Origin of the sequence: Bradyrhizobium sp. CSA112, assembly GCF_029051645.1 — a bacterium.
Lineage (GTDB): Bacteria > Pseudomonadota > Alphaproteobacteria > Rhizobiales > Xanthobacteraceae > Bradyrhizobium.
This window is the reverse complement of record NZ_JAACFS010000005.1, coordinates 107,792-133,197: the sequence shown is the minus strand read 5'-3', so window position 1 is coordinate 133,197 and position 25,406 is coordinate 107,792. Positions and strand designations below refer to the sequence as shown.

The following is a 25,406-nucleotide window of genomic DNA, read 5'->3' as shown; positions in this document are numbered from 1 at the left end:
TAGGGCTGGTGAAAGCGCCCTGCGTCAAGCAAGCGCGGCTCAGGGCGGCTATGCGATGAACGAGAAACACACGTCGTCATTCCGGGGCGATGCGAAGCATCGAACCCGGAATCTCGAGATTCTGGGTCTGGTCCTTCGGACCATCCCGGAATGACGGAAGAAGCATTGTCACCCCGTCACGCCCCGATTCCTTAGCACAAAGCATGCGCCGCCTGCCTTGCGGATGCGGTTGCAGAGGTCGTCGGCCTCGCCGCGCGTGTCGGCGCCGAAGCGCACCTGGTAGAACGTCGCCGGGCCGCGGCTGCGCAGGCGCGAGGCGAGGATGCTGGGGTCGCGATTGCCGATCACGCTCGAAAGGCGCGAGACCGCGCGCCCATACATCGCGAGCGCCTTGTCGCGGGAAAAGCCGGCGGCGAGCTGCACGCCCCACACCTTCGCGGCGGCCAGCTTCACGCGCTGCTCCAGCCCGGCGATAAAGGGATTGGGCGCCTGTTTCAAGAGCGCCATCAGTTCGCGACAGCTCGATGTCCGCGCGAGCTCCGGCATCTTGCCGCTTCGTCCTGCCGCGGCCCACTCCTCGACCGTGGAGCCTGTGATCGCGACTACGTAGTTGCGGGTTTCCTGCGGCATCGGCCCGGTGCCGGCCAGCCATTCCTGCACCCGCCGCGGGCCGGCATTGTACGCCGCCGCCGCGAGCCCGAGATTGCCGAATTGCAAGCGCAACTCACCCAGAAACTCGGCCGACTTCGGCAGCGCCTGCACCGGATTGAAGGGATCGAGCAGGCCGCGTTCGTTCGCCGTTCCCGGCATGAACTGCGCAATCCCCTGCGCCCGCGCGCCGCTGCGCGTCACCGGCCCTACCGCGCCAGGCTGAAAGCGGCTCTCCTGCCAGATCACGCGCGCGAAATATTCCAGCGGCAAGTTCGATGCCTTGGCCGCCGATTCGATCATCAGGCACATTGCCTCGCGCGCCTCGCTCTCGCGCGCCTGACCGGCCGCCTTCTGAAGAGCCGTCGCGCTCGACCGCGTCGCCTCACCCGCGTCCTCAGCGAAAGCGTTCGCACATGAGGACAACAGCGACACCGTGCACCATAGGGCGCGAAGCAACCGACCTCTCGGCATGGCAGTTTGCAATCCAGGGGCGTGCATTGCGTGGAAGCGTCAGTCAAACGATCATGGCTTGTCGCCGTTCCGCCGCAGCAGGCCGGCTGTTTTTGTGCTGCAATTGTTCCGAAATCCGCGGCATCGGAACCGCCGTTAATTTACGTTAATGCCGCATTTTGCGGCGGCCGGTCTTTTACGGGCAATAAAGCGGGGTAAAAGTCTCCCTGTTTCTTGGGAGATTTTCAATGCGGGACCGACGCGAGAGCGTGCGCGACAAGGTAATGTATGGCGGCGTCGCCGAGATCGGCGAACACGGCGCGACGCGCGAATGCATCGTCCGCAATATTTCCGATCACGGCGCAACCATCGAATTCAGCAATGACCTCCAGTTGCCGAAAGAGCAGCTCTCGCTGCGCATCGCGCGCAAGGGCCGCTCCTTCCTGGCCAAAGTGATCTGGTGGCGCGACAATTTCGTCGGCGTCGCCTTCCGGGCGGAAAGCCCTGCCGAGCCGGTCTCCGACCTCGATGAACGGCTGCGCAGGAGCCAGATCAAGAAGCGACAGCTCCAGCGACAGATCGACGAATTGCTCGGCGAGCGCTGAGCGCCGCAACGCGCCACAGAAAAAGGCCGGCTGTCGAGCCGGCCTTTTTGCATTCTTCCGTATCTCCCGGTCGAAGCGCGATCAGACCTTGACCAGCGGGCCCTTCGACGCCGGCCCCTTGGAGCCGCCGCCCCCGTTGGGGCCGCCCGGCTTCGGCTTGCGCTTGCGAGCGCCCGGCAGCTTTTCCGGCTTCGGCGTGACCGGTCCCTCGACGAACTCGAAGCCGATCTTGTCCTTGCCTTCGGCACTCGCCTCGTCCTTGACCAGCACGACGCGGACATGGCCACCGCCCTTCAGGTGACCGAACAGCACTTCGTCCGCCAGCGGCTTCTTGATGTGCTCCTGGATCACACGCGCCATCGGACGCGCGCCCATCTGCTCGTCGTAACCATGTTCGATCAGCCAGGCCTTGGCGGTCTCCGACAGCTCGATGGTGACGTCGCGGTCGGCAAGCTGCGCCTCGAGCTGCAGCACGAACTTCTCGACCACCATGCCGATGACATCGGCATTGAGATGGGCGAACGAGACGATCGCATCCAGCCGGTTGCGGAATTCCGGCGCGAACTGGCGGTTGATCGCCTCGTGGTCGTCGCCTTCCCGCCTGTTGCGCGTGAAGCCGAAGGCCTGCCGTGCAAGATCCGCCGCGCCTGCGTTCGTGGTCATGATCAGGATCACATTGCGGAAGTTGATCTGCTTGCCGTTATGGTCAGTCAACCTGCCGTGGTCCATGATCTGCAGCAGCACGTTGTACAGATCCGGATGCGCCTTCTCGATTTCATCAAGCAGCACCACGCAATGCGGATGCTGGTCGACGCCGTCGGTCAAGAGGCCGCCCTGGTCGAAGCCGACATAGCCGGGAGGCGCGCCGATCAGGCGCGACACAGTGTGCCGCTCCATGTATTCGGACATGTCGAAGCGCAACAGCTCGACGCCGAGCGAGGCCGCGAGCTGCTTGGCCACTTCGGTCTTGCCGACGCCGGTGGGGCCCGAGAACAGATAGCTGCCGATCGGCTTCTCCGGCTCGCGCAGGCCTGCCCGCGCCAGCTTGATCGCTGCTGAAAGCGATTCGATCGCCTTGTCCTGGCCGAACACCACGCGCTTCAAGGTCTGTTCGAGATGCTTCAGCACCTCGGCATCGTCCTTCGACACGCTCTTGGGCGGGATCCGCGCCATGGTCGCGATCGTGGTCTCGATTTCCTTGATGCCGATGGTCTTCTTGCGCCTGTGCTCGGAGACGAGCATCTGTGCGGCACCCGACTCGTCGATCACATCGATCGCCTTGTCGGGTAGCTTGCGGTCGTGGATGTAGCGCGAGGAGAGCTGCACCGCGGCCTCGATCGCCTCATTGGTGTATTTCAGCCGATGGTAATCCTCGAAATAGGGCTTCAGGCCCTTCAGGATCGCGATCGCATCCTCGACCGTCGGCTCGTTGATGTCGATCTTCTGGAACCGGCGCACCAGCGCGCGGTCCTTCTCGAAATGCTGGCGATATTCCTTGTATGTGGTCGAGCCCATGCAGCGGATGTTGCCCGCGGCGAGCGCGGGCTTGAGCAGGTTGGACGCATCCATCGCGCCGCCGGAGGTGGCGCCGGCGCCGATCACTGTGTGGATTTCATCGATGAACAGGATGGCGCTCGGATGCGCCTCCAATTCCTTCAACACCTGCTTCAGCCGCTCCTCGAAATCGCCGCGGTAGCGCGTGCCCGCGAGCAGCGTGCCCATGTCGAGCGAGAACACGGTGGCGGTCGCCAGCACTTCCGGCACTTCGGAATCGACGATGCGCTTGGCGAGCCCTTCCGCGATCGCGGTCTTGCCGACGCCGGCCTCGCCCACGAACAGCGGATTGTTCTTCTGGCGGCGGCACAGCACCTGGATGGCGCGGTTGATCTCGGCATTGCGCCCGATCACCGGATCGATCTTGCCGTCGCGCGCCTTTTTGTTGAGGTTGACGCAATAGGTTTCGAGCGCCTCGCCCTTCTTCTTGGCGTCCTCGTTGCCCTTGGTCTCGGTCTCCTCGTCGACGCCGCGCACGGGACGTGCTTCGGAGACGCCCGGCCGCTTGGCGATGCCGTGGCTGATATAGTTGACCGCGTCGTACCGCGTCATGTCCTGCTCCTGCAGGAAATAGGCGGCGTGGCTCTCGCGCTCCGCGAAGATCGCGATCAACACGTTGGCGCCGGTCACTTCTTCGCGACCGGAGGACTGGACGTGAATCACCGCGCGCTGGATCACGCGCTGGAATCCGGCGGTCGGCTTGGCGTCGTCGGCGCCATCGGTCACCAGATTTTCGAATTCGGTCTCAAGATAATTGACGAGGCTGGTGCGCAGCTTGTCGAGATCGACGCTGCAGGCGCGCATCACCGCCGCCGCATCCGAGTCATCGATCAGCGACAGCAGAAGATGTTCGAGCGTCGCGTACTGATGATGACGCTCGTTTGCAATCGCCAGCGCACGATGCAGGGATTGTTCAAGGCTTTGGGAAAAAGTTGGCATTCTCGTCCTCTATGGCCCCCGGTCATCATGATCGCCATTGCCCGGTCAGGCAACAACAACCTTCGTCATTACCTGTCATATAGTTACGCACGATCGTGGCGAAAGACCGGTTCCGCAAGCGTGGTTTTTCTCTAAACTCACGCGCCACGGCTGCACTCCGCGCCGCCTTCCCCGAAAAATACCGGGATACGGATCGCCTTCCGTCAGTCAGCAACCGATCACTGCAAGACCCGTTCCCCTCTCCGGCCGGGTCAATCGCCATGCGCGGCTATTTTTTTTCCATCACGCACTGCAGAGGGTGCTGGTGCTTGCGCGCAAAATCCATCACCTGCGTGACCTTGGTCTCGGCAATCTCGTAGGTGAACACGCCGCACTCACCGATCCCGTGGTGATGGACATGGAGCATGATCTTGGTGGCCGCTTCGGCGTCCTTCTGGAAGAACTTCTCCAACACGTGAACGACGAACTCCATCGGCGTGTAGTCGTCGTTCAGAATCAGGACACGATAAAGGTTCGGACGCTTGGTCTTCGGCTTAACCTTGGTGATGACCGACGTCGACGGCCCACCGGTTCCGGTATTGCGGTTCTCGTCATTGCTCATTCGGGGAGCAGAGGCGGATGACGTGGCCGGCACGGACGGACAAGCTTTGAAGGTTGACTGCAACATGGCTCAGGCGTTCGAATTCCAAAGGGGTGACCGGACGGCGTATCCTGGCCGACTTGCGATCGGCTCTGGCGTGAGCTACCGCAACGTTTCCAGCAACGCTTTTTTCCAGATCGCCGCTCCCCGGTCCGACCCGGTGGCCGGGTCGGCACCCGGAATATGGGTCCGCCGCCGGATCGCCGCAAGCGCATTGACGCTGCCTGGCGCGATCCCCGGCCGGCCCGATTCCCGGCTCGGCTATCCGAACCAAGGTTAATCGTTTCTGTCGGATTTGACAAAGGACCCCGAATGCCCGTTTCGACCTCTGCCGTCCTGCAATACGGCGCCAGCGTCAGCGACAAATTCTACCTGGTCACCGGCCCCAGCCAGATCTTGTCGGTGTTCAATTCGATTGGGCAGTCGCTGGCCAGGCTGCGCTTCGCGAAATAACCGCGAGCCGTCGCAGGCTACCCAAGAAAAAAGCCCGGCCGCAACGGCCGGGCTTCTAATTTCGTATGCGCATAGCGTCAAACAGGACGTGTTCGGTTCCGATCCAATCGGAACCGAAGCCTCGCGAATTAGTGCGCGGCCGGCGTGAACTTCGCGACCAGGCCCTCGTAGGGCTTGAAGGTCTGCTTGGCGAGATCGGTGTAGAGACCCGCGATCTTCTGCGATTCCGCGACGAACGTCTCGTACGAGGAACGCGCGAATTCGGTCTGCGCTTCGAGCGCCTTATCCAGCGACTTCACGCCGGAGAGCTTTTCAACGAACGACTTGGTGTCTTCGAATGACTTCTTGGCGTACTCGCCATAGGCGCTCGCGATCGCCTGAACGCCGCTCTGCAGGTTGCTCGCGGAAGCGGCAACCGTTTCGAGATGCTCTTTTCCGTAGTTCTGAATGTCTTCAACTTTGACCATCATGGAGTCCTTTCCCAGACTGCAGGTGCAAAACCGATTGCCGGGAGGTCCCGGCCCCCTGACAATCTCTGATATATGTGCACTGCACAATAAAGTCAAGAAATGTTGTGCGACGCACAAATATGGCCAATTAGCGCAAAAACCCGGAGTCTTACGCAAGAGTTAATTAATCTTTTGGAAACTCGCTCCGCCTAACCTGATTCCTGGACTTGTTCGCCTTCCGGCAGACAGCCTGAAAGCTGTTTGTGAACAGTATCTTAGCCAGAAAAGCGACCTGATAGGCCAACCGGGCCGCGCGTAAAGGCCGGATCGGTATTCCGAGCAGGGAGACATCGGCGGTGGGTGGGCACAATTTTGCCTCACGAGCCGGTGATCAAGACAGAAATTGGGACGGGGAAGTAAATGCTTCGTACAACCTTGGCTTCCTCGCGCGCGTTGCGAGTGTGCGCCCTCGGGCTCATTACCTTCACCACGGCAATACTGATCAGCAGCGAGAGCGCCGAAGCGCGCCGCTCCAAGCATCGTCGCCACCACCATGTCGTACGGGAAAGCTACAGCCCCCAATTCTCTTCCATCATCGTCGACGGCAATTCAGGCGCGGTGCTCTCCTCGAACAATCCCGACGGCATCCGGCGACCGGCGTCGCTGACCAAGATCATGACGCTCTATCTGCTGTTCGAGCGCCTCGACGCCGGCAAGATGAAGCTGGATACTGAGATGGAAGTCTCCGAGCATGCTTCCGAGCAGGCGCCGACCAAGCTCGGCTTGCGCCCGGGCCAGACGCTAAAGGTCGAGGACGCCATCAAGGGCCTCGTGACGCGTTCCGCCAACGACGCCGCCGTCGTGGTCGCCGAAGCGATTGCCGGCGATGAAGCCGAATTCGCCAGGCTGATGACGCGCAAGGCGCGGGCGCTTGGCATGAGCAAGACCACCTATCGCAACGCGTCCGGCCTGCCCAACGACGAGCAACTGACCACGGCGCGCGATCAGGCCACGCTTGGCCGTGCGATCCAGGATCGCTTCCCGCGCTACTACCGGTACTTCGCCACCTCGGTGTTCAATTATCGCGGCCAGTCGATCCGCAATCACAATCGCCTGCTCGGCAATGTCGAAGGCGTCGATGGCATCAAGACCGGCTACACCCGCGCCTCCGGCTTCAACCTTGTAAGCTCGATGCGCCGCGGCAACCGCCACCTCATCGGCGTGGTGCTGGGCGGCCGCAGCGGCGGTTCGCGCGACGCCACCATGCGCAACCTGCTGGCCGAAAATCTCGACAAGGGTGCCACCAAGCGCACCGTCGCCGCGATCACCGAGCGCAATCCCGCGGATGGCACCGTAGACGTGGCCGAAGCCGCGACCGTTTCGCGTCCGGCCGAGGCGGTTCAAGCCGGCGGCCCCCTCGCCGCTGGCGAACCGGGGCTCGCAGCCATGCCCGTGACCCGCTCGATTGCCCCGGCAAAACCATCGCTGATGGCGGCGGCCGCTGCAGCCCTGCCGCCGCCGCCCGGCAAGGTCGAACAGAACAAATCCGAGCCGCAAGCCAAACCCGAACCCGCACCATTGACCAGCGGCGTCATCCAGACCCAGCCGATCTCAGCGATCCCGGGCTCGGCTGAGCCGATGAAGCCGGTCAAGGTCAGGACGGTTCAGGTCAAGGCCGGGCCGATGAAGCTGGCGTCAGCCGGCGGCTCGCAGCCGGCAGCACCGCCGGTTACCAATGCCATCCCGCCGGCCCGCCCCGAAATCGCCGAGACTTCCAGCGCCGTTGTGGCGAAGGCCGCCGAGAACAAGATCGAAGCCGCCAAGGAAGCTCTCAGGGCAGCCATGCCGCAGCAGCCGGCCGGTCACGGTACCGGAAACGGCGTGCTCGGGGTGTTGCCCGCGTCCAGTCTGGCACATGCCCCCTCGCAAGCCCCACACGCGCAGGCGCTGGCCTATGCCGATCCGGCACCCCGCGCCCAGCCGCAGGCCGCGCAACAGAACGACGCCGTCAAGCCTGCCACGCCGGTAGTGGTTCGTACCGGCTGGATCGTCCAGGTCGGCGCGCTGGAAAGCGAAAGCGAAGCCAAGCAGCGGATCGATCTCGCCCGCACCAAGGCCAGCGCCCTGCTCAGCAAGGCCGACCCCTTCACCGAGTCGGTCGTGGCCAAGGACAACCGTACCCTGTTCCGCGCCCGCTTCGCCGGTCTCGATCGCGATCAGGCCGAAGCGGTGTGCCGCACGCTCAAGCGCGCCGACATTTCCTGCATGACCGTTCGCAACTGATCCGGGCTCCCGTTTTGAAGTTCGCAAGGCCGGCGCCGCAAGCGTCGGCTTTGTTGTTTTCACAGCACAGTCGCGACGGCTTTCGCATGATCACGCCCGATGCGGCCGGCGAAAACTTCTCGTCAAGAATTTCCGGTTAGGTTTCCCTGCAATGAACGATCGACCACGCCGGACAACGGCGGGCGATGTGGGGCGTCAGTCAGAGAATGACAGGTAAGCAACTCTCGGTTTGTAGCGTCGGTGGCGTGAGCCGGAGTTAGCTAGAGATGCGTGCGAAGAAGGGTATCCTTGGCCTCGTTTACACGGGCAGCGAGGTACGTCGAGCCCCCCTGGTCGGGATGCAGTTTCTTCATCAGGGCGCGGTGCGCCCGGCTGATGTCGTCACGCCCCGCCCCCGGCTGCAGGCCAAGGATCTGATAGGCCTCCTCGTCCGTCATTTTTCCAGTCGCCGCCGCGCGGCGCTGCCCCCCTGCCGTATCGCCTTGCGCGTTCTGACGCCAAGCGGGAAACCGGCGGTCAAGATAGCTTTCAAGTAAGGCGACGCTCTCGGCGTCGAAGGCCGCTATCATCGCGATCAATTGCGGCAGGTCGAACTCGTCGAGCGAGCGGCCGGCATTCGGTCCGTCCACGATCCGGCCCGACAATTCGCCACTGTCGTGATCAAGGCGCATGTCGAGAAACTGCGAACGGACGCGCGAGGCTTGCCCTGACGAACGTTGCGCGCCGCCGCCGAAGATCCCGCCGATACTGCTGAAGCCACCCGGCCCGAACGGCGACCAGCCCAGCAGTCCGGCGCCGAAGATGCCGAGCGGGATCGCAACCGCAAGCTCACCGCGCAGCCCGGTGAAGGCCGCGACCGCCAGCGCCACCACGCCGCCCACGATCTTGATCACGCGCGCGAGCACGACCGGGTTGGCCGCACGAAACATCTGCAGCAACAAGTACAGAACGACAACGGCGACGATGCCGGCAATCAGGGTTGGCATGGGTCTAATATAGCGGCACCGGCGCCGAAAAGCATGGCGCTCGGCGCGGTGGCAACCAAAGTCGTAATCACTTCATCTGGCCGATCAGTGCGGCCGCACCGCTGGTGGTTTTCGATAGCGCCAGCAGCGCTTCGCGCCCGCCGGCGGCATAGGCTGCGGCGGCGCGCAGGAGCTCGCGCAACTGCGCCGCGGCGCCGGGATCGAACCTGCACCATGCACCGCCGGTGAGCCGCGCAATCTCGCGGAACGCCTGTTCGGCAACGGCGTCGTGGCCTTCCTGAAACATGAAGACGGGAACCTTGAGCAGGCCGAGCTCGCCGGCCTTGGCGCAGAGATCGTCGACGGCCTCTTCCATGGCGTCGCCGACGAACACCACGGCGCGCACGCCAGACGCCACCGCCTCGCGGCGCGCCTCCGACAGCACCTTGCCGATTTGGGTGTTGCCGCCCTGGCAACCGATCTTGCTCATCAGCCTTGCCAGTTGCGCGGAATCGGAGATCCAGCCCGTGGCGCGGCATTCGTTGAAGCCGCGGTAATAGACCAGCCTTATGTCGAGGCTGCCGAGCGAGGCCGCCTCGCGAAACATGTCGGCCTGCAGCGCGCAGGCCATGTCCCAGGTCGGCTGCCGGCTCATGGTGGCGTCGAGCGCAAACACCAGCTTTCCCCTGGCGCCGGGGCGGTGCGGCGACATTGCGCGCGCTTTCGCCACGAAGGCCGCGATGTCTTCCGACGCCGACGGCTTGGCCTCCGGCAATGGACCGCCTTTACGCGCGTCGGCCCTTGCCGAAGCAACATCGCCTGCCGATTTTGGCTTGATAGGTTCACCGGCCATGAGCGCTCGCGATTATGTAGCAAGCTCTATGTGGGACGGTGCACGGCACCGGTCAATGCGCCGGTGGCGCAGCCGCAAACGCACGCTAGCGGTCAGTTGCCTAGTTCGTGACGGGCTTGTTCTTCGGCGCCGGATTGCTGGCCAACGGCACGGACAGCGGCACCGGTCCCGGGCTGCTGGTCAGAACGTCAGGTATCTTGGTGGGCACGGGCTTCAGCGCACTGCTCTTGTCGGATTCGTCGAGGAACTTGTCGAGCATCGCCCGGATCGAGGATTTTGCGGCGTCAGGCCCAGTGTCCCGCATGTCGTTATGCTGGAAGCCTGTGTTCACGACCGTGATCCCGGCCTGCTCGCACTCCTCGTCGTCAGGCACGACGCCCGGGTCCGGCTTGAACTGCGTATCCTTGGAACGGAACGACAGGATCTTGAATTTGCCTTCGGTCAGGAACGGCACGCGCAGATTGTCCAGCGTCACGACCTTCTTGATCTCGTCGGGGTATTGCTTGGCGAAATACATCGTGATGTCGCCGCCCATCGAATGGCCGACCATCGTCACCTTCTCATAGTCGGCGTTGGGCTGAATCTTCTTCATTTTGTGGATGGCGAAATGGATGTTGGCCACGCCGCGCTGAATTTGCGGCAGACGGCCGACATAGAGCTCGCCGACCTTGGTCACCATCGGCGGGTCGGTCGGCAGATCGTGCTGCGGGCTGACCGCAAGGTAGCCGCGCCAAGCGAAGACGTTTGCAAGGAACGAGTATTCGGTGTGCTTGACGGTATTGCCGTGATTGAGGATTGCAACCGGCAGTTTGATCAAGCCGGCATTGGCCTGCATTTCCTTGTCACGGCGAACAGCAACGTTAACCGCCACCAGGCGGTTGTCTCGGTCGGGATCGTGGAATGCAATCGTCTCGTGCCTAATCGCCCACTTGCTCGCGGTGAAATACGCGACAGCGACCAGCACCGAGAGTGAAAGCAGAACGAGAATTCCACGTTTCATATTTGTCCTCGCGCCCCGCTAAGGGCTATCCCTGTTCCTGAGACTCTTCCGGTCCCTTGTTGATGATATATGTCACGATGGCGTGACATAAAGGCCAAATGTTGTGTACTGACCGCCTGATCATTGTGCGACGCACCTAACCATTATGCAGCCGCCCGGTTTCCCACAAATTCGGCCCGTTTTCTTAGGACGCCTCCTATCAACCTTCGGTTCGAGTGCTCGATAAAAGTCTAATGAAAACGCGATGCTACGCAGTTAGTTCCCGGGAACCCACGATCCATAGGTGCAAAAATACCAGCGAGCGGCTCTAGTCCCTCGTGTACGGATCGTTATTGGCCTGGATGACGGTGATCCAGCCGCGATAGGCCGGCAAGTCGGCCGCGGATCGAGGTCAGGCGCTGATGATGATGTCGTGGACTTCGAGCGGCTTGTCGACCTGGGTGAACCATTCGGCGCGGTTGGCGGCGCGGCGGCGGCCGCGCTCGTCGAGCGGCAGCTTGAGCTGGCGCAACAGGCTGGTCACTTCCTCGCGGGCCGTCACATGGCCCATGCTGGGCCGCGTGCCGAGCGTGGCCTCGTCGATGTCGTCCAGCGCCGTCAGTCCGCGCGGAAAGAATTCGCGGTAGACCACCCGCTCGGCAAATCCGTCGATCGAACGGAAGCCGAGCCGCAGCGAAAGGTCCTTCAGGCTGTCGGCGACGAGCTGCTTGTTGCGCGAGCCGATCATCGACAGGCGGTTACGCACCACGATCCAGTCGGTGGTGGAGCCGTCGAGCTGGCGGCGCTTGCGCCTGGTGTCACGGACCATTTCCGCATAATGGCTCTCGCCGGTCACGGAATAGGTCGCCGGGTCGACGGTGCCGAGCACGTCGAAATCGAGGAAGCTGTCGTTGATCGGGGTCACCAGCGTGTCGGCCATCGAATGCGCCAACCGCATCAGATAGGAGTCCGACCCCGGCGTATCGATGACAATGAAGTCGAAGGCGCGCTCCACCGTGCTGACCGCCTCGGCGAACTGCAGGAATTCGGAATTTTCGTTGTCGGCGATCTGCATCGTCTCGCCGAGCTTGATGCAGTAATGCACCGGCATTTCGAGATCGAGACCGGTGCGGCGCGCCCACGCGCTCCGGTTGGCGATGTAGCGGGTGAAACTCCGCTGACGGCAGTCGAGATCGATGGTGGCGACGCGCTGCCCGGCCTTCATCAGGGCAACAGCAATGTGCAGGGCGGTGGTGGATTTTCCGGAACCGCCCTTCTCATTGCCGAGCACGACGACATGCGCCGAACCGAATTGACCCTGACTCGCCTGAACCAACATGATTCAACCCCCACTCGATATCTTCAAAGCACACGCCGCTTCGCGTCAAGTGAAATGCGCGACGACGCATTCAGTTCGCTCGCAGTGTGTCTTTAATCATGAATCCGGAAGGCGAAGGATGTCGCTTCGCTGCAACGATCGGCCTGCGTGCGAGTCAACCAGACGGCGGCGTGCGCCTGCCCTCGTATTGAGCTGCCGCCAGGCTCGCCACTTCCGGGCAACCTTGGCGGCAATGCTATGGCCTTATAAGGTCGGCGCGCCCGCCGAGAAGTGTGGGAGCGCCGCTCCCCTCACCCTGTCAGAAGCTGCAAGAGATCGAGGCCAGATGTCGCGAAGTCCCATGGTCGTCCGTACCGTTCCCGCATTGCGCCGCGCCGTCGAGGCCTTGCGCGCCCGAAAGGCCACCGTCGCGCTGGTGCCGACCATGGGAGCGCTTCATGACGGGCATGTGTCGCTGGTGCAGCTCGCCAGGCGCCGCGCCCAGAAAGTCATCGTCTCGATCTTCGTTAACCCGACGCAGTTCGCGCCGACGGAGGATTTCGGTTCGTACCCGCGCACCTGGAAGGCCGACCTTGCCCGCCTCACCGCCGAGAAGGTCGACCTGATCTGGAATCCGGATGTCAAGGCGATGTACCCCGACGGCTTCGCCACCCGCATCGTGCCCGAAGGTCCGGCCACCGCCGGCCTCGAGGATCGTTTCCGGCCGCACTTCTTCGGCGGCGTCGCCACCGTGGTCGGCAAGCTGTTCACGCAAGTCCGGCCGGACGTCGCGATCTTCGGCGAGAAGGATTTTCAGCAGTTGCGGGTGGTGACGCAGATGGCCGCCGATCTCGACCTCGGCGTCAAGGTGATCGGCTCGCGCACCGTGCGGGAACGCGACGGGCTGGCGATGTCCTCGCGCAACGTCTACCTCTCGCCCGAGGAACGGCAGATCGCGCCGACGCTCTATCGCGCCATGAAGGAAAGCGCCAAGCGGCTGAAGGCCGGCGGCGATTTCGAGGCCGCGATGGAAGCCGGCCGCGAGCAGGTCACCGCCGCCGGCTTTGTGCTGGATTATTTCGAGGCCCGTCACGCCGGGACGCTGGCGCCGATCGCGTCGATGAAGGACGGACCGGTGCGGATCCTCGTCGCCGCAAAGCTCGGCACGACGCGCCTGATCGACAACATCGGGGTCTAGAGCAGGATGAGATTGAGCTGGGCCGTGACGACGGACCATCTCGTGCCCCGGACGCAAGCGGCGTGAGTGCTGCGAGCCGGGGCTCATTCTACTTTGCATGGGCTTGTTTTCGCGATTTTGTGTCTAGGCCCTGCGGTGTACCGCCGAAGAGTATCTGCACTGCGTCCGGAACACGAGATCGTTAGCTTCGCGCTAATGGCGAATCGATTCGACTCCAACCCATCCCGCTCTAGGCGACGACCGCGGCTTGCTCAGAGCAGCCCCAGGTCGCGCAATTCGCGCCGCATCGGTTCCGGCATCGCAGCCACGCCGGCGGCGGAGGATTTGGTGAGGTCCGGTGGCGCGGCATCCTCGGCCAGATAGCGCCAGCCCTGGAACGGCCGCATCGGCCGCGGCGAGACCGCAAACACCTTGGGCTGCATCACCAGACGGCACCGTCCGATACCGTCCTTGTCGCGGAACGGCTCGATCGCGATGATCTTTTCGCGCGCGGCGATTTCACCCTTGATCACCCAATAGAGCGAACCGCCGGCGAGGATCTCGCCGTCGCGCTTCGGCGTCATCCGGGTGATGTGGACGTGCCGGAGCGGCAGGCCCTTTTTCTTGGCGGTTGCCATTCGTTCGGCAACCCAGCTTTTGAGCTCTTTGACCGACTCGCAGCCGACGGCAAGCTTGATGAGATGAAGCGGCATGATCCCGCCGATGTAGCGGCCTGCGCGCGCTTTGAAAAGATCACTCGTTGTCGGAGGGCGCAGGCGCCGAAGCCGATGGCGCGAGCTGGACCGGCGCCGCGCCAGATGGCCGCTTCTGCGCCGGCGGCGGCTTCTTGGCCGCGGCCAGTGCTGGTGGCGGTGTCGTCGATGCCGGCGGTGTCGCCGCGGCCGGCCGCGGTGCGGCGGGCGCCGTTGCGGCTGCCGGCGGCTTAGCCCCAGATGGCGGCTCGGGCGTCATGATGCTGACCGGCGGCGTGGAGGCCGAAGTCGGGAATTCGGCGTTGGTGGGCTTGCCCGTGGGAACGGACGGCGGCAGCGCCGCGACCAGGCCTGAAGCGGCCTGCGGCGGCGCGTTCCACGACGCGGCGTAGCGCATGATCAGGCTTTCATAAGCGCGCTCGTTCATGTTGGCCACGATCTGGCGACTGTCGGTCAGCGAGCGGAACGCACGGCAGGCCGTCGGCGTGCAGCGGTCACGGGTCGTCAGCACATAGGCCACCAGCCCGTAACGGTCCTGTTCGAGGGCGCGGCGCAGCGCCAGCGTGTCGGAGCCGGCGCCCTTATTCGCGGTGGCGACATCGCCCAGTGATGTCAGCAGCGTGATCTGCGAGGCAGCGTAGGACACGGCGGCGGCCACCGACTCGGCCGAACCGAACAGCGTCTTCTCGCAAGCGGAAAGGACAGCATCACCGGCAAGGTCATCGATGCAGGAAAGCTGCGGCAACGCGGCGCTGGCCGTCTGAACCGGGCGCGCCTCGGTCGACTGAACGGTGTTTGCCGCACCGAAGCCGCGGAAGGTCACGGCTCCCGCGACACCGATCGCAAGCAGCGTGATGAGCGCCAGCACGCCGTTGGCAGCGGATCTCTCCACGCGCAACAGCGTGATCAGGACGATGATCCCGACAAATCCGGCCGTGGCCAACGTCAGGTACAACGGAAGGTTCGGCGAGCGCCAGATCTGATCCAGCGAAGCAGCCCAGGCCCAGTTCATGCGCGGTGTCCCTTAACGCAGCATCAATCGCGTCCGAAAGACGAATGCGTCTTTACCGCATTCGCTTTTCGGCAGAATGGTTCTGCGAACGGGGCCTTTTGACGGCGGTCGAGGTGGAACTCCGTCAGCCGGCTGCTTGCACACAACTGTTTCAGGAAACCGCGAGCTGGCTTTCCTTGGCGACCCGTTCGAAAGCTTCGGTCGAGCTTTTGATGCGATACTGACAGTCGTCGCCATCAGTCGGCAGCAGCCGGATCACCTCATAGGTGCCGCTGGCGGCCGGACGGGCAACGTTGCTGGCAGTAAAATAGACAGTCTCTCCAACGGAGTACTTATGCTTCAACGCCCTCTCCATTACGCAAGAACGCCGGCCGCGCTCACGGTCCCGCTAGCTATCGGCCGACTTGAGAACCCTGCGGCAACCTAGCACAGCCGCCCCTCCAAAAGCCAGTAACATCGGGGCATGGCAAATACGCAAATTCTGCATGTTTTTCAGGGCGATAAGCCGGCTCTCCGGCTTCCCCTCGAAAATCCGCATGGCCAACCGGCCTGCCCCCGTTTCCCGATTTAGGACAGAGTGACCGAAGATTGGCCTGATTCCTTCCGCCGCTGGCGCGGAATCAGGCAATTCTCCGACCCGGCCAACTGCGAGGCGTCAAACCGTCTCGAAGCGTTCGATGACAAGCGTTTCGGCCAGGCCCGCGCGGGTCCATTCCTGGAAAGCCGGCAACGACATCATCGCATCGAAATAATGCCGCGCCTCGTCCCCCACTTCGATCGCATAGGTGCGGAAGCGATGCACCACCGGCGCAAACATCGCGTCCGCGCCGCCGAACGCGCCGAACAGAAACGGTCCTTCCTTGCCGTAGCGGCGATGGCAATCCGCCCAGATTTCCTGAATGCGCGCCACATTGGCGCGTGCGTCATCCGACAGATCGATCGCACCGACCGGGCGATGCAGATTCATGCCGCATTCATTGCGCAGCGGCATGAAGCCCGAATGCATCTCCGCCGAAATCGACCGCGCATGCGCCCGACGGGCGCGGTCTTCAGGCCACAGCCTCACTTGCGGGTATTTCTCGGCGAGATACTCGATGATCGAAAGCGAGTCCCACACCGTGACGTCGCCATCGATCAGCGTCGGCACCTTGCCTGCTCGGGAAAAGCTCAGGATCCGGTCCTTGTCCGCCTTGTCGTCGGTGTAGAGCGGGATGAACACTTCCTCGAACGGAATTTCGTTGGCGCGCAGCGCCAGCCACGGCCGCATCGACCATGACGAATAGTTCTTGTTGCCGATGACCAGTTTCAACATTTGCGGGGAAATCCTGTTGGGACCGTGATCTTGCCATAGTGCACCGCACGCATTCAACCTGTACATCACAATGCCGTAGCCATCATCGGGGATCTCGCCACATGGGCGCTTATTGGGTCGATATCGCCGCCGTCGCGTTCTTTGTCGCGGAGTGGCTGGCCTACGGCTTCACGCTCGAGCATACCGCCTATGGCCGCGACAGCCTATCGGCGCGCATGAACCGCTATCGCGAGGTCTGGGTGCGAAACATGCTCGACCGCGAGGCGCGCATGGTCGACATGCAGATCATGGCCTCGCTGCAGAACGGCACCGCCTTCTTCGCCTCCACCAGCCTGATCGCGATCGGCGGCGGGCTGGCGCTGTTGCGCGCCACCAACGATGCGCTCGCCGTGCTTCGCGAGCTGCCGGTCGATCTCACCCCCTCGCCCGCCCTGTGGGAAATCAAATGCGTCGGGCTGATCCTGATCTTCATCTACGCCTTCTTCAAATTCGCCTGGTCCTACCGCCTGTTCAACTATGTCGCGATCCTGCTTGGCGCGATGCCGCCGTCGTCACAGCGCGACACCGCGGAAGCGGAGGCCCATGTGATGCGCACGACGCGTCTGTTCGAGGCGGCGGGGCGGCACTTCAATCGCGGCCAGCGTGCGTTCTTCTTCGCGCTCGGCTATCTCGGCTGGTTCGTCAGCCCCTGGGTCTTGCTGCTGACGACCGCGCTCGTCGTCATCGTCACCTGGCGACGGCAATTCGCATCGAACGCCTGGCGGGCGATGGGGAGTTAGAGCGTCTTCAAGCGGAAACCTGCGCCGAGAGCTGGTTTCAGATTCAGACTGCCCCAATCAGCAAGAAGGCGGCGCCGAGCGCAACGAGCGCAAGACCAGGCCAGCTCGCTTTGAACCCAAAGCCGCCAGCCGGTCTTTCAGGTTCCAAGGTGTCGCTGGGTTGCCCGGCGCGAAGCCGCCTTCTACCGCTTAGCCGGCCATGCCAGAGTGGCTGATACACCATCTGCAACACCCCACCGAGAACAAGGAGCACACCAAGCCATATGAGTGTCATGCTCGTCTCCCGTCAGTGAATGGGCCCCGAGCTTGCCGTCGGCCGAGGGTTCGACGTTTCTGGTCGATTGTCTTTCAACGTCCGGCCGGCGCTCCCGTTTCGCCTGCAGTAGTTCCATTTGGCCCTGGAGAGCGACCTTCACTTCTCCTTTTTTGACGCCGGGGTGATCGGATGATCGAGCGGCGGTGCGTTCACGCGCTAGGAAGCGTTAAAATCCTGCGGCGTAAAGCTGAGATCGAGCACTTTCCATTCGCCGTAGCGATCCACCGGCAGCATGGCGTAGGGCTGACAGGCCGACAGCGCACGGATGGCGCCCTGCATCAGTAAGGGTCCCTTCATGGAGGCGCTGGCCTCGATCAGGATCGGCTCCGCGGCCAGCCTGCCGTCCGGCGTCATCAACACCCGCAGCTTGACCTTCACGTCGTCGTTGCTTGCCAGCGAGGCCGGCAGTTTCGAGCACGTCTTGAGATGCCTACGGAATTTCGTGATCACGGTGCTCGCGATGTCGGCGGCCTCGGTCGCCGGCCCATCAAAATTGTCGTCGCCCTTGTTGCTGGCTTGCGAGGAAGACGGTGACGGCGGCGCAAGGTCGGGCGGCAAGCCGAGCAACACCTGATACTTGATCGAGATATCCGGTTCGGGCGGTTTGTCGGCCGGCGCCGCCGGTTGTGACGGCGGCTGCGCCGCGGGTGGCGTGGCGAGCGCAGCCTGCCGCTGAGGTTGCAGTTGCCCGGACGGCGGGGCTGCGCTGGCGGCAGCAGGCTTTTCCGGTAGCGACAAATCATGCTGCGGCGTGGGGGCAGGTTCCGGCTTGGTCTCGGCAACGGCTTGTTCGGCTGGCTTTGGCTGTTCGGGAATATCCTGAGGCGTGACGATCTCGACCGGAATCTGCTCGGCAGTCACCGTGCCGAACGGATGGACGTCGGAAAACAGCAGCACCAGCGTCAGCAACGACACATGCGCGATTGCCGACGCCGTGATCTCTGAAGGTATGATCCGTCGCAGCTCCATCGGCATCTGAACGATTTTCGATATTCCCTGCCCGACAGCATAGCGTCGGGCGGCGCAACTCCTCAATCCCATTTCGGCGCGAAGCCGAAATCCGTGAACCGGCCACTGGCGCTGCCCATGCCGGAAATCTGCTGCATGTCCTCTTCCGAAAGCTCGAAATCGAAGATCTCGATGTTCTCCGAAAGCCGCTCGAGCTTCGACGTGCGCGGAATCGCCGCCACGCCCTGCTGCACCAGCCAGCGCAGGCAAACCTGGGCTGCCGTCTTGCGATAGCGGTCACCGATCCGCAGCAGCGCGCGATCGTTCTTGATGCGGCCCTTGGCGACCGGACTGTAGGCCACCACGGCCATGCCGTGGCGCGCGCAGGCTTCGCTGACCTTGGTCTGATCGAGATAGGGATGGTATTCGACCTGGTCGCACGCCAGAGGCTCGGGGCACGCCGCCACCGCCTCCTCGATCAGGGCCACGGTGAAATTGGACACGCCGATATGGCGGGCGAGCCCCTGCTGCTTGACCCGTGCCAGCGCGCCCAGCGTGTCCGCCAGCGGCACCTGCGGGTTCGGCCAGTGCAACAGCAGCAGATCGATCTCAGTCAGGCGCAGCCGCGCGAGGCTTTCTTTGGCCGACCGTTCGAGATCCTTCGGCGCAAAATTGCTGGGCCAGACCTTGGTGGTGAGGAAGATGTCGTCGCGCCTGACGGCTGAGGCGCGCATGCCCTCACCCACCTCGCGCTCATTCTCGTAGACTTGCGCGGTGTCGATATGGCGATAGCCTAGCCGCAGCGCCTGCTCGACGATCCGCGCGCAGGTTCGGCCGCGCAATTCCCAGGTGCCCAGCCCGATCGCCGGGATCTTTGCACCATTGGCCTCGACAATATCCATCGGCAGCTTTCCGGAGATCGCGCCCCATTATGGGCCGCCCTCGCAGCGCTGCCAACACAAGCATTTTTACGCGGGATCGATCCAGGGTTGAATTTCCCCTCGCGTCAAGAATGCGTCAACCAGGGAACTAGGCCGGCGACGTTTCCGTGGCAAGCGCGGCGAACACGGTCTCAGGCGAATGCGCGATCACGGCGAGCAGCGCCCGCGCCGGCCCTCGGGGGACACGCTTGCCCTGCTCCCAGTTCCGGATGGTTTCGACGGGGACGCCAAGTCTTGCCGCGAATTCGAGTTGTGTGAGCTGCGCGCGGCGGCGCAGGTCGCGCACGGCCGGCAGCGCGCCGGTTTCGCCCGGCGTTGCGTCAGGAGTGACCGGCGAAGTTGAAGGTGGCGCGAGCCTGGGCATCGCAGGCGCGAGCCCGGGCATCGTCGGCGCAAGCGGAAACTCCTGCCCGTCCCGCAGTTCGACGATCCGTCCGTCCGCTTTCAGCCGCAAGCGCTGCATGTTGACCTCGTGAGCCAACATCATCGGCCAAGCGCGTTAAGGCCCGATTAACGATAAATGCGGCGCTATTTCAGCCCAAACCACAGCGTGGCGATACCGAGAAACGAGAAGAAGCCGACCACGTCGGTGATGGTGGTGACGAACGTGCCCGACGCCACTGCCGGATCGGCGCGAACCCGTTCCAGCACCATCGGGATCAGGATGCCGCCAAGCGCGCCGGCGACCAGGTTGCAGATAATGGCAAGGCCGATCACGATGCCGAGCCCCGGGATCTTGAACCACGCCACCGCAGCAACGCCGGTAATCACGGCAAAGGCGAGACCGTTGACGAGGCCGACCATCGCCTCGCGCATGACGACGCGGAGCGCATTGTTGGAGCCGAGTTCGCGGGTGGCGAGCGCCCGCACCGCCACCGTCATGGTCTGGGTCGCGGCGTTGCCGCCCTGGCTCGCCACGATCGGCGCCAGCACCGCCAGCGCCACCATCTTCTCGAGCTGGCCCTCGAACAGGCCGAGCACGGAGGACGCCAGAAACGCGGTCGCCAGATTGACCAGCAGCCAGTTGAAGCGGGCGCGCGCGATGGTCCAGACACTGTCGGACAATTCTTCGTCGCTGGTGACGCCGCCGAGCGCTTTCAAATCTTCGTCGGCTTCTTCCTCGATGACGTCGACGACGTCGTCGATGGTAATGACGCCGACCAGCCGGTTGGTGGTGTCGACAACAGGGGCCGCGACCAGATTATACTTACCGAACATCCGCGCGACCTCTTCCTGGTCGTCCAGCACGGAGACACGGCGACGGTCTTCCTCGATCAGGTCGGCGAGCGGCACCGGCCGGCGCGCGCGCAACAGCGTGTCGAGCGAAACCGCGCCCTGCCAGTGCTTCTCGGAATCGACCGCATAGATCTCGTAAAACCGGTCCGGCAGGTCCGGGGTGTCGCGCATGTAGTCGATCGCCTGGCCTACGGTCCAGTCCGGCGGCACCGCGATGAACTCCGACTGCATCCGCCGGCCTGCGGAATTTTCCGGGTAAAGCAGGCTGCGCTCCAGCGTGTCGCGCTCGGAGGGCGGCAGCTTTTCGAGGATCTCTTCCTGATCCTCCTCATCGAGGCCCTGGAGCAACTGGACGGCATCGTCCGATTCCAGTTCGCGAACGCCTTCCGCGACAGTCTCCGGTTCAAGTTCCTCTAGGATTTCCTCGCGGACGGCGTCATCGACCTCGTTCAGCGCCGAGAAATCGAAATCGGTCCCTGTGATCTCGACGAGGGTGACGCGATCCTCAGGCTCGAGGGCCACGATCAAATCGCCGAGATCGGCCTCATGCAGTTCCGCAACCACCTCGCACAACAGCGGCCGGTCGGCGGCATGGATGGCGCGCGTGATCTCTTCGACAAACTCGTGACGGAGTTGCCCTTCTTCATCCCGCATCGGCAGATGGTCGAGCACGGAGCCTCCCTCGGGTCGCGCCTCGGCTTGGGCAACGTCGATATTCTCGGCCATGCCACGCCTCGCCGGTTTGACAGATTGAGGGACTTGTCTGAGTTACGCTGCACGCTTACCTAATCGGCAACACCCAGCGCAATGCCAAATATGCCCGACCGAAAATGACCCGAAATTTCAGTGCGGCGCTATGCTCGGCGGTCGCGGCATGGATGACCTTCGTTACGGTGGCTGAGGCTGCCGAATGCAGCCGCAAGGACGCGCTCGGCACCTCACGCGTTCTCGCGGTGGACGCCGCTACCTACCCGCGCGTGGGGCTCAAGAGCTTTCCTCAAACGCTGCCACTGGAAGACCACGAAGTGGTTCTGACCTTCGACGACGGGCCATGGCCTCCGACGGACCAGAAGATACTGGCGGCGCTGGCACATGAATGCGTGCGCGCCACCTTCTTCCTGATCGGAAAGCCGGCCTCCGAACATCCCGGACTGGTGCGAAAAATAGCGGCCCAGGGCCATACCATTGCGCACCACACATGGACCCACCACAATCTCAAATACATGAAGCCGGAGGCGGCCATCGGCGAGATCGACAAGGGCATCGCGGCGGTCGAAACGGCGCTTCACGGGACGGCCAGCACGAGCCCGACCACACCGTTCTTTCGCTTCCCTCATTTTGAAATGACGGACGCAACACTGGAGGCTTTGCAAAAACGCGGCATCGCAGTGTTCGGCGCCGATCTCTGGGCCGGCGACTGGATTCCCATGACGGCGGCGCAGCAGTTGAAGCTGCTCACCGAGCGGCTGCAAGTCGCCCGGAAGGGCATCATCCTGCTGCACGACCCCAAAGCGCAGACCGCTGCCATGCTGCCGGCCTTCCTGCGCTATCTCCGCGACAACCATTATCGCGTGGTCCATCTGGTTCCGGCGGCTGCCAAAACCGTGTCCGACAAAGCACATTAGGTCACGATCTTTTTGGTTGGCGCTGTTCTTCCGCCCGGATCAGCCTCCGAAGCCAAATTAAGTCTGGAATTCAGACGATTAAGGCGGCATTCATGGCACCAGATGTAAGTAGTTGCGTGCTCTTGGAATGAAGCCGGGGTTCAATGATCGCTAGCGTATTGGGGGAGCTTCGCCGGCGTCCTTGGACCGCCTTGTGTGTGGGCCTGCTCACCTCTGTCGCCGCGCAGGCTGCACCTGCCGCGGATTGCCCGGGTCATCCCGACGCCATCGGCACGTCACGCACCATCGTGGTCGATCCGCGCGCCTATCCCGTCATCGGCACCATGCAATATGGCAAGACGCTGCCGCTGCAGGAACGTGAGGTGGTGCTGACCTTCGACGACGGTCCGCTGCCGAAATACAGCAACCAGATCCTCGACATTCTCGCAGCCCATTGCGCCAAGGCGACCTTCTTCCTGGTCGGAAGCCAGGCCAACGCCAACCCCGAAGGCGTGCGCAAGGTGCGCGACGCCGGCCACACGGTAGCCACCCACACCCAGAACCATCCGGGCGGCATGGATCGCCTGCCACTCGACCGCTCCAAACAGGAAATCGAACAAGGCATCGCGTCGGTGACCGCGGCGCTGGCCGACGGCACCGCGCCCGCGCCGTTCCTGCGCATTCCCGGCCTGCGCCGCAACGACGGGATCGAGGAATTTGCCGCTTCCAAGGGGCTTCAGCTCTGGAGCGCCGATTTCCCGGCCGACGACTGGCGCGACGTCTCTGCCAATCGCGTCTATGAGCTCGCGATGCAGCGGCTGGAGCGAAAGGGCAAAGGCATCCTGCTGCTGCATGACATTCAGCCGCGCACGGTCATCGCGCTGCCAAGGATCCTGCACGAACTGAAGACGCGCGGCTATCGTATCGTCCATGTGGTGCCGGCGACACCGGAACGGCCGGCGACACCGACCGAGCCCCGGCAATGGCAGTTGCATCCGGCGCCGGATATGGTGGCGACGTCGCGCTGGCCGAAGGTTCCGAAATTCGCTTTTGCCGGCCCTGCGGCGCTTCCCGTCCCGGCCTTGTCCGATCTCGATTGGCACACGACCGATCTCGGCGGACGCGCCGCGCGGCGCGGTCGAGGCATTCCCCTGCCGCCGGTAACGCTATGGTCCAGTCAAACGATGTTGCCGCCGGCCGGCACGCTGGCCGCGCTGCCCGTGCCTGCGGCGAGCATTTTCAAAATTCCGGAACCGACGTTTGCGAGCGCGCTAGCCTCGGCTGCACGCCGGGTGGCAACGGTTGCGCAGGCGCGTTCAACGGAAGTCTCCTCCGCAAAGCTCGGTGGCAAATCTCACCGTCACGGCCGCGCGGCTGCGGCCCAGCCCCCGGCAACTACCGGACAAGCCGCGCAGACGCCGCAACACGCCGAAGGGACCTCGCCCAAGCCGGCGGTGCAAACCAAGCGGAATGGGCGATCGGTTCGGGTCGCCGGCTTGAAGAAGCGTTGATCTTGTCGGTTCTGATCGAATGGATCAGGACCGCCGCCTAATCATTTGTTTTGATGCATTTCCTGAGCCCGCAATCGGGACAAGGCTCAATTCGTCACGATCTTGGCGATGCAGAGCAGGATGACGATGGCGAGAAACAGCAGGTCGATATAGGCCTTTATCTCGCCGGCATGGCGGAGCGCGCTGACGTCGGAGATAACCTGCTTGCGCGTAGACGTCGAACTCGGCCCCTCGCCCAGCGCCGCCACCAGGCGACGCGCCTCCAGCTCCAGCCGCTCAATACGCTGGAAGAAATGAAACGACCGCAGCGCGGACGCCGCGTGCATGCCGGCATAGACCAGCACAAGAACCGCGACCACCACGCGGTGCTGGTATTTTTCGAGGAAATTCAGAGCAAAATAGACCAGCGCCAGGAACACGAAGTTGGAGAGGAATCGATAGGCATAGCTCAGAAACAGCATGAAGATGCTCCGGGTGGTCTTGGTCGCGTCGAACTTCCTGGAAGCGCCGAACGGCGGCGAAGCCGGCGGGAATCAACAGCCGGCCGGCCCGTCCAGTTTACGCGAACGGTGCGACGGTAGGGATATCAACCCGCAGGCCGCAGCAAAGGATTCGCGGGGCCGTGTCATTGCGGACACGCGAACACCTCGCAGAATTGTATTCGGCCCAAACTGCAACATTGCGGTGCGCTCGGAGGGTATCGGATCACCCAAGTATACGATCACCCAAGTATACTAAGCTGTTACAAACGGGTGCGGACCTGCCTCATCAGCCACTGCGGCCACCGCAGCACGCTGTGAGGCTGTTCTGACCGTCGGATACCGCAAAGAGGACCCGCCATTTGCGGCGGGTGCGAGTCTAGGGAGAAACTGCAAACTAACCTGATTCGCGGCACCAGCGTGTACCGCAATTCACACACGCTATTCGAAAAACATGGCCTACCGTCGGGACGGCAAACCTGATCAATGTTCCGGATTTCTCGCGGCGGCTATATTTTGCCTTCGATCATCTTGAGTTTGACGCTCTCGCAGGTCTTCCGAACCTGCTCGGTAAAGATCGAGCATTCTTCGATGCGCTTGAAGATCTTCTTGGCTTCCTCACGATACGAGGCTGCGGTATCGCGCATGAAGGCAATGGCATTATGCACTTCGGCGGTCATTGCCTCGCATTTCTTCGCCGCGTTGATCAGCTCGGCTCCCATGGCTTCGATTTCCTTGGCAGCGGCTTCATAGTCACGTACCACAGCCTCGGCAGTGAGCGCGCCGACGCGCGTAACGCCCTCTTCATGCTCGACATAGTCCGGCATCGGCCCCGACGGGGCCGCCCTGGTCGCAGGAAGGCTCCCTACGACAACTTCTTCAAGCTTGGCTAAATCCAGCGGCGCAGTTCTGTGAAGTCGTTCGATGCTCGCCATAGGCGATCTCCATGACCCAATGAACACCCCCAGCGCGAACATAGCGACCGATTCGTGGCGGAATCCTGCATCGAAGAAAGCAACGAGAAGGCAGCCGTGTGAATACATGCGCCGTGGGGCGACCTGGGCGCTTCCATTCACTTGAAGCCGCACCGGCCCACGCATTAACCATGCCGGCGCATCAGGCTGCGCATGGTCGACGCTTAATGGGCGTTTAACAGTTTGCATCAATGATTGACGCTCCAGCGCAAGATCTTTCACGCCGCAAGAACTGCGGGCCGCACTCAACCTCTTCAGGAGGATC

At 63.0% G+C, this 25,406-nt stretch carries 26 protein-coding genes; 8 read left to right on the top strand and 18 right to left on the bottom strand.

Features of this window, described 5'->3' with window-relative positions:
• Positions 1-168: 168 nt before the first annotated feature.
• On the bottom strand, positions 169-960 hold the full coding sequence (locus tag GWE18_RS12925) for a lytic transglycosylase domain-containing protein (protein ID WP_275186336.1): 792 nt from the start codon (positions 958-960) through the stop codon (positions 169-171).
• Positions 961-1,349: 389 nt separating this feature from the next.
• Here GWE18_RS12925 and GWE18_RS12920 point away from each other — a divergent pair, with 389 nt between their 5' ends.
• Positions 1,350-1,706 (top strand): PilZ domain-containing protein, encoded by a 357-nt coding sequence (locus tag GWE18_RS12920; protein WP_275186125.1) that lies wholly within the window; start codon positions 1,350-1,352, stop codon positions 1,704-1,706.
• An 81-nt stretch (positions 1,707-1,787) separates the two neighbouring features.
• Here the strand turns inward: GWE18_RS12920 and clpA are convergent, their stop codons facing one another.
• Both clpA and clpS read right to left on the bottom strand, forming a co-directional pair.
• A complete protein-coding gene (gene clpA, locus GWE18_RS12915) occupies positions 1,788-4,199 on the bottom strand; it encodes an ATP-dependent Clp protease ATP-binding subunit ClpA (RefSeq protein WP_275186124.1) in 2,412 nt (803 codons plus the stop codon).
• 268 nt (positions 4,200-4,467) lie between these two features.
• A complete protein-coding gene (gene clpS, locus GWE18_RS12910; protein ID WP_212421771.1) occupies positions 4,468-4,800 on the bottom strand; it encodes an ATP-dependent Clp protease adapter ClpS in 333 nt (110 codons plus the stop codon).
• Positions 4,801-4,822: 22 nt separating this feature from the next.
• Here clpS and GWE18_RS12905 point away from each other — a divergent pair, with 22 nt between their 5' ends.
• Complete coding sequence (locus GWE18_RS12905) at positions 4,823-5,119, top strand: hypothetical protein (RefSeq protein WP_275186123.1); 297 nt, start codon at positions 4,823-4,825, stop codon at positions 5,117-5,119.
• A gap of 32 nt (positions 5,120-5,151) precedes the next feature.
• Positions 5,152-5,292, top strand: a complete 141-nt coding sequence (locus GWE18_RS12900; protein WP_275186122.1) for a hypothetical protein — start codon at positions 5,152-5,154, stop codon at positions 5,290-5,292.
• A 128-nt stretch (positions 5,293-5,420) separates the two neighbouring features.
• Here the strand turns inward: GWE18_RS12900 and GWE18_RS12895 are convergent, their stop codons facing one another.
• Positions 5,421-5,759 carry a phasin family protein gene (locus tag GWE18_RS12895; protein ID WP_275186335.1) on the bottom strand — a complete coding sequence of 113 codons (339 nt, stop codon included), beginning with the start codon at positions 5,757-5,759 and terminating at the stop codon, positions 5,421-5,423.
• A 402-nt stretch (positions 5,760-6,161) separates the two neighbouring features.
• Here GWE18_RS12895 and GWE18_RS12890 point away from each other — a divergent pair, with 402 nt between their 5' ends.
• Positions 6,162-8,024: a serine hydrolase gene (locus GWE18_RS12890; protein ID WP_275186121.1), complete on the top strand. Its 1,863-nt coding sequence runs from the start codon at positions 6,162-6,164 to the stop codon at positions 8,022-8,024.
• Between the two features lie 260 nt (positions 8,025-8,284).
• Here GWE18_RS12890 and GWE18_RS12885 read toward each other — a convergent pair whose 3' ends face one another.
• From GWE18_RS12885 to GWE18_RS12870, 4 genes are all read right to left on the bottom strand, one after another.
• Positions 8,285-9,010 carry a DnaJ domain-containing protein gene (locus tag GWE18_RS12885; protein WP_275186120.1) on the bottom strand — a complete coding sequence of 242 codons (726 nt, stop codon included), beginning with the start codon at positions 9,008-9,010 and terminating at the stop codon, positions 8,285-8,287.
• A 67-nt stretch (positions 9,011-9,077) separates the two neighbouring features.
• Complete coding sequence (locus GWE18_RS12880) at positions 9,078-9,842, bottom strand: VWA domain-containing protein (RefSeq protein WP_275186119.1); 765 nt, start codon at positions 9,840-9,842, stop codon at positions 9,078-9,080.
• 100 nt (positions 9,843-9,942) lie between these two features.
• The gene (locus GWE18_RS12875) at positions 9,943-10,842 is read right to left on the bottom strand and encodes an alpha/beta fold hydrolase (protein ID WP_275186118.1); all 900 of its coding nucleotides are present in this window, start codon (positions 10,840-10,842) and stop codon (positions 9,943-9,945) included.
• A 391-nt stretch (positions 10,843-11,233) separates the two neighbouring features.
• Complete coding sequence (locus tag GWE18_RS12870) at positions 11,234-12,160, bottom strand: division plane positioning ATPase MipZ (protein WP_275186117.1); 927 nt, start codon at positions 12,158-12,160, stop codon at positions 11,234-11,236.
• A 325-nt stretch (positions 12,161-12,485) separates the two neighbouring features.
• Between GWE18_RS12870 and panC the strand changes: the two genes are divergently transcribed.
• Entirely contained in the window at positions 12,486-13,337 is an 852-nt protein-coding gene (panC, locus tag GWE18_RS12865) for a pantoate--beta-alanine ligase (RefSeq protein ID WP_275186116.1), read from the top strand.
• Between the two features lie 251 nt (positions 13,338-13,588).
• On the opposite strand, the gene GWE18_RS12860 is transcribed toward panC, so the two are convergent.
• From GWE18_RS12860 to GWE18_RS12845, 4 genes are all read right to left on the bottom strand, one after another.
• A complete protein-coding gene (locus GWE18_RS12860; RefSeq protein WP_275186115.1) occupies positions 13,589-14,029 on the bottom strand; it encodes a DUF1489 domain-containing protein in 441 nt (146 codons plus the stop codon).
• A gap of 40 nt (positions 14,030-14,069) precedes the next feature.
• Positions 14,070-15,041 (bottom strand): hypothetical protein, encoded by a 972-nt coding sequence (locus tag GWE18_RS12855; RefSeq protein ID WP_275186114.1) that lies wholly within the window; start codon positions 15,039-15,041, stop codon positions 14,070-14,072.
• Positions 15,042-15,192: 151 nt separating this feature from the next.
• The gene (locus GWE18_RS12850; RefSeq protein ID WP_156438594.1) at positions 15,193-15,396 is read right to left on the bottom strand and encodes a hypothetical protein; all 204 of its coding nucleotides are present in this window, start codon (positions 15,394-15,396) and stop codon (positions 15,193-15,195) included.
• A 300-nt stretch (positions 15,397-15,696) separates the two neighbouring features.
• Positions 15,697-16,353 (bottom strand): glutathione S-transferase family protein, encoded by a 657-nt coding sequence (locus GWE18_RS12845; RefSeq protein ID WP_275186113.1) that lies wholly within the window; start codon positions 16,351-16,353, stop codon positions 15,697-15,699.
• A 101-nt stretch (positions 16,354-16,454) separates the two neighbouring features.
• Between GWE18_RS12845 and GWE18_RS12840 the strand changes: the two genes are divergently transcribed.
• A complete protein-coding gene (locus GWE18_RS12840; RefSeq protein WP_275186112.1) occupies positions 16,455-17,132 on the top strand; it encodes a DUF599 domain-containing protein in 678 nt (225 codons plus the stop codon).
• Between the two features lie 472 nt (positions 17,133-17,604).
• On the opposite strand, the gene GWE18_RS12835 is transcribed toward GWE18_RS12840, so the two are convergent.
• The 4 genes from GWE18_RS12835 to mgtE form a co-directional block, all read right to left on the bottom strand.
• Positions 17,605-18,423: a hypothetical protein gene (locus GWE18_RS12835; protein WP_342804254.1), complete on the bottom strand. Its 819-nt coding sequence runs from the start codon at positions 18,421-18,423 to the stop codon at positions 17,605-17,607.
• Positions 18,424-18,479: 56 nt separating this feature from the next.
• Positions 18,480-19,298: an aldo/keto reductase gene (locus GWE18_RS12830; protein ID WP_275186111.1), complete on the bottom strand. Its 819-nt coding sequence runs from the start codon at positions 19,296-19,298 to the stop codon at positions 18,480-18,482.
• 127 nt (positions 19,299-19,425) lie between these two features.
• Positions 19,426-19,800: a helix-turn-helix domain-containing protein gene (locus GWE18_RS12825; RefSeq protein ID WP_275186110.1), complete on the bottom strand. Its 375-nt coding sequence runs from the start codon at positions 19,798-19,800 to the stop codon at positions 19,426-19,428.
• Positions 19,801-19,865: 65 nt separating this feature from the next.
• On the bottom strand, positions 19,866-21,299 hold the full coding sequence (mgtE, locus tag GWE18_RS12820) for a magnesium transporter (protein WP_275186109.1): 1,434 nt from the start codon (positions 21,297-21,299) through the stop codon (positions 19,866-19,868).
• Positions 21,300-21,451: 152 nt separating this feature from the next.
• Between mgtE and GWE18_RS12815 the strand changes: the two genes are divergently transcribed.
• Both GWE18_RS12815 and GWE18_RS12810 read left to right on the top strand, forming a co-directional pair.
• Positions 21,452-22,198, top strand: coding sequence for a polysaccharide deacetylase family protein (locus GWE18_RS12815; protein WP_275186333.1), 747 nt, complete (start codon positions 21,452-21,454; stop codon positions 22,196-22,198).
• Between the two features lie 197 nt (positions 22,199-22,395).
• Positions 22,396-23,688, top strand: coding sequence for a polysaccharide deacetylase family protein (locus tag GWE18_RS12810; RefSeq protein WP_342804253.1), 1,293 nt, complete (start codon positions 22,396-22,398; stop codon positions 23,686-23,688).
• A gap of 86 nt (positions 23,689-23,774) precedes the next feature.
• Here the strand turns inward: GWE18_RS12810 and GWE18_RS12805 are convergent, their stop codons facing one another.
• Positions 23,775-24,149 carry a hypothetical protein gene (locus tag GWE18_RS12805; protein ID WP_275186107.1) on the bottom strand — a complete coding sequence of 125 codons (375 nt, stop codon included), beginning with the start codon at positions 24,147-24,149 and terminating at the stop codon, positions 23,775-23,777.
• A 527-nt stretch (positions 24,150-24,676) separates the two neighbouring features.
• Entirely contained in the window at positions 24,677-25,363 is a 687-nt protein-coding gene (locus GWE18_RS12800; RefSeq protein ID WP_275186106.1) for a hypothetical protein, read from the bottom strand.
• Between the last annotated feature and the right edge of the window lie 43 nt (positions 25,364-25,406).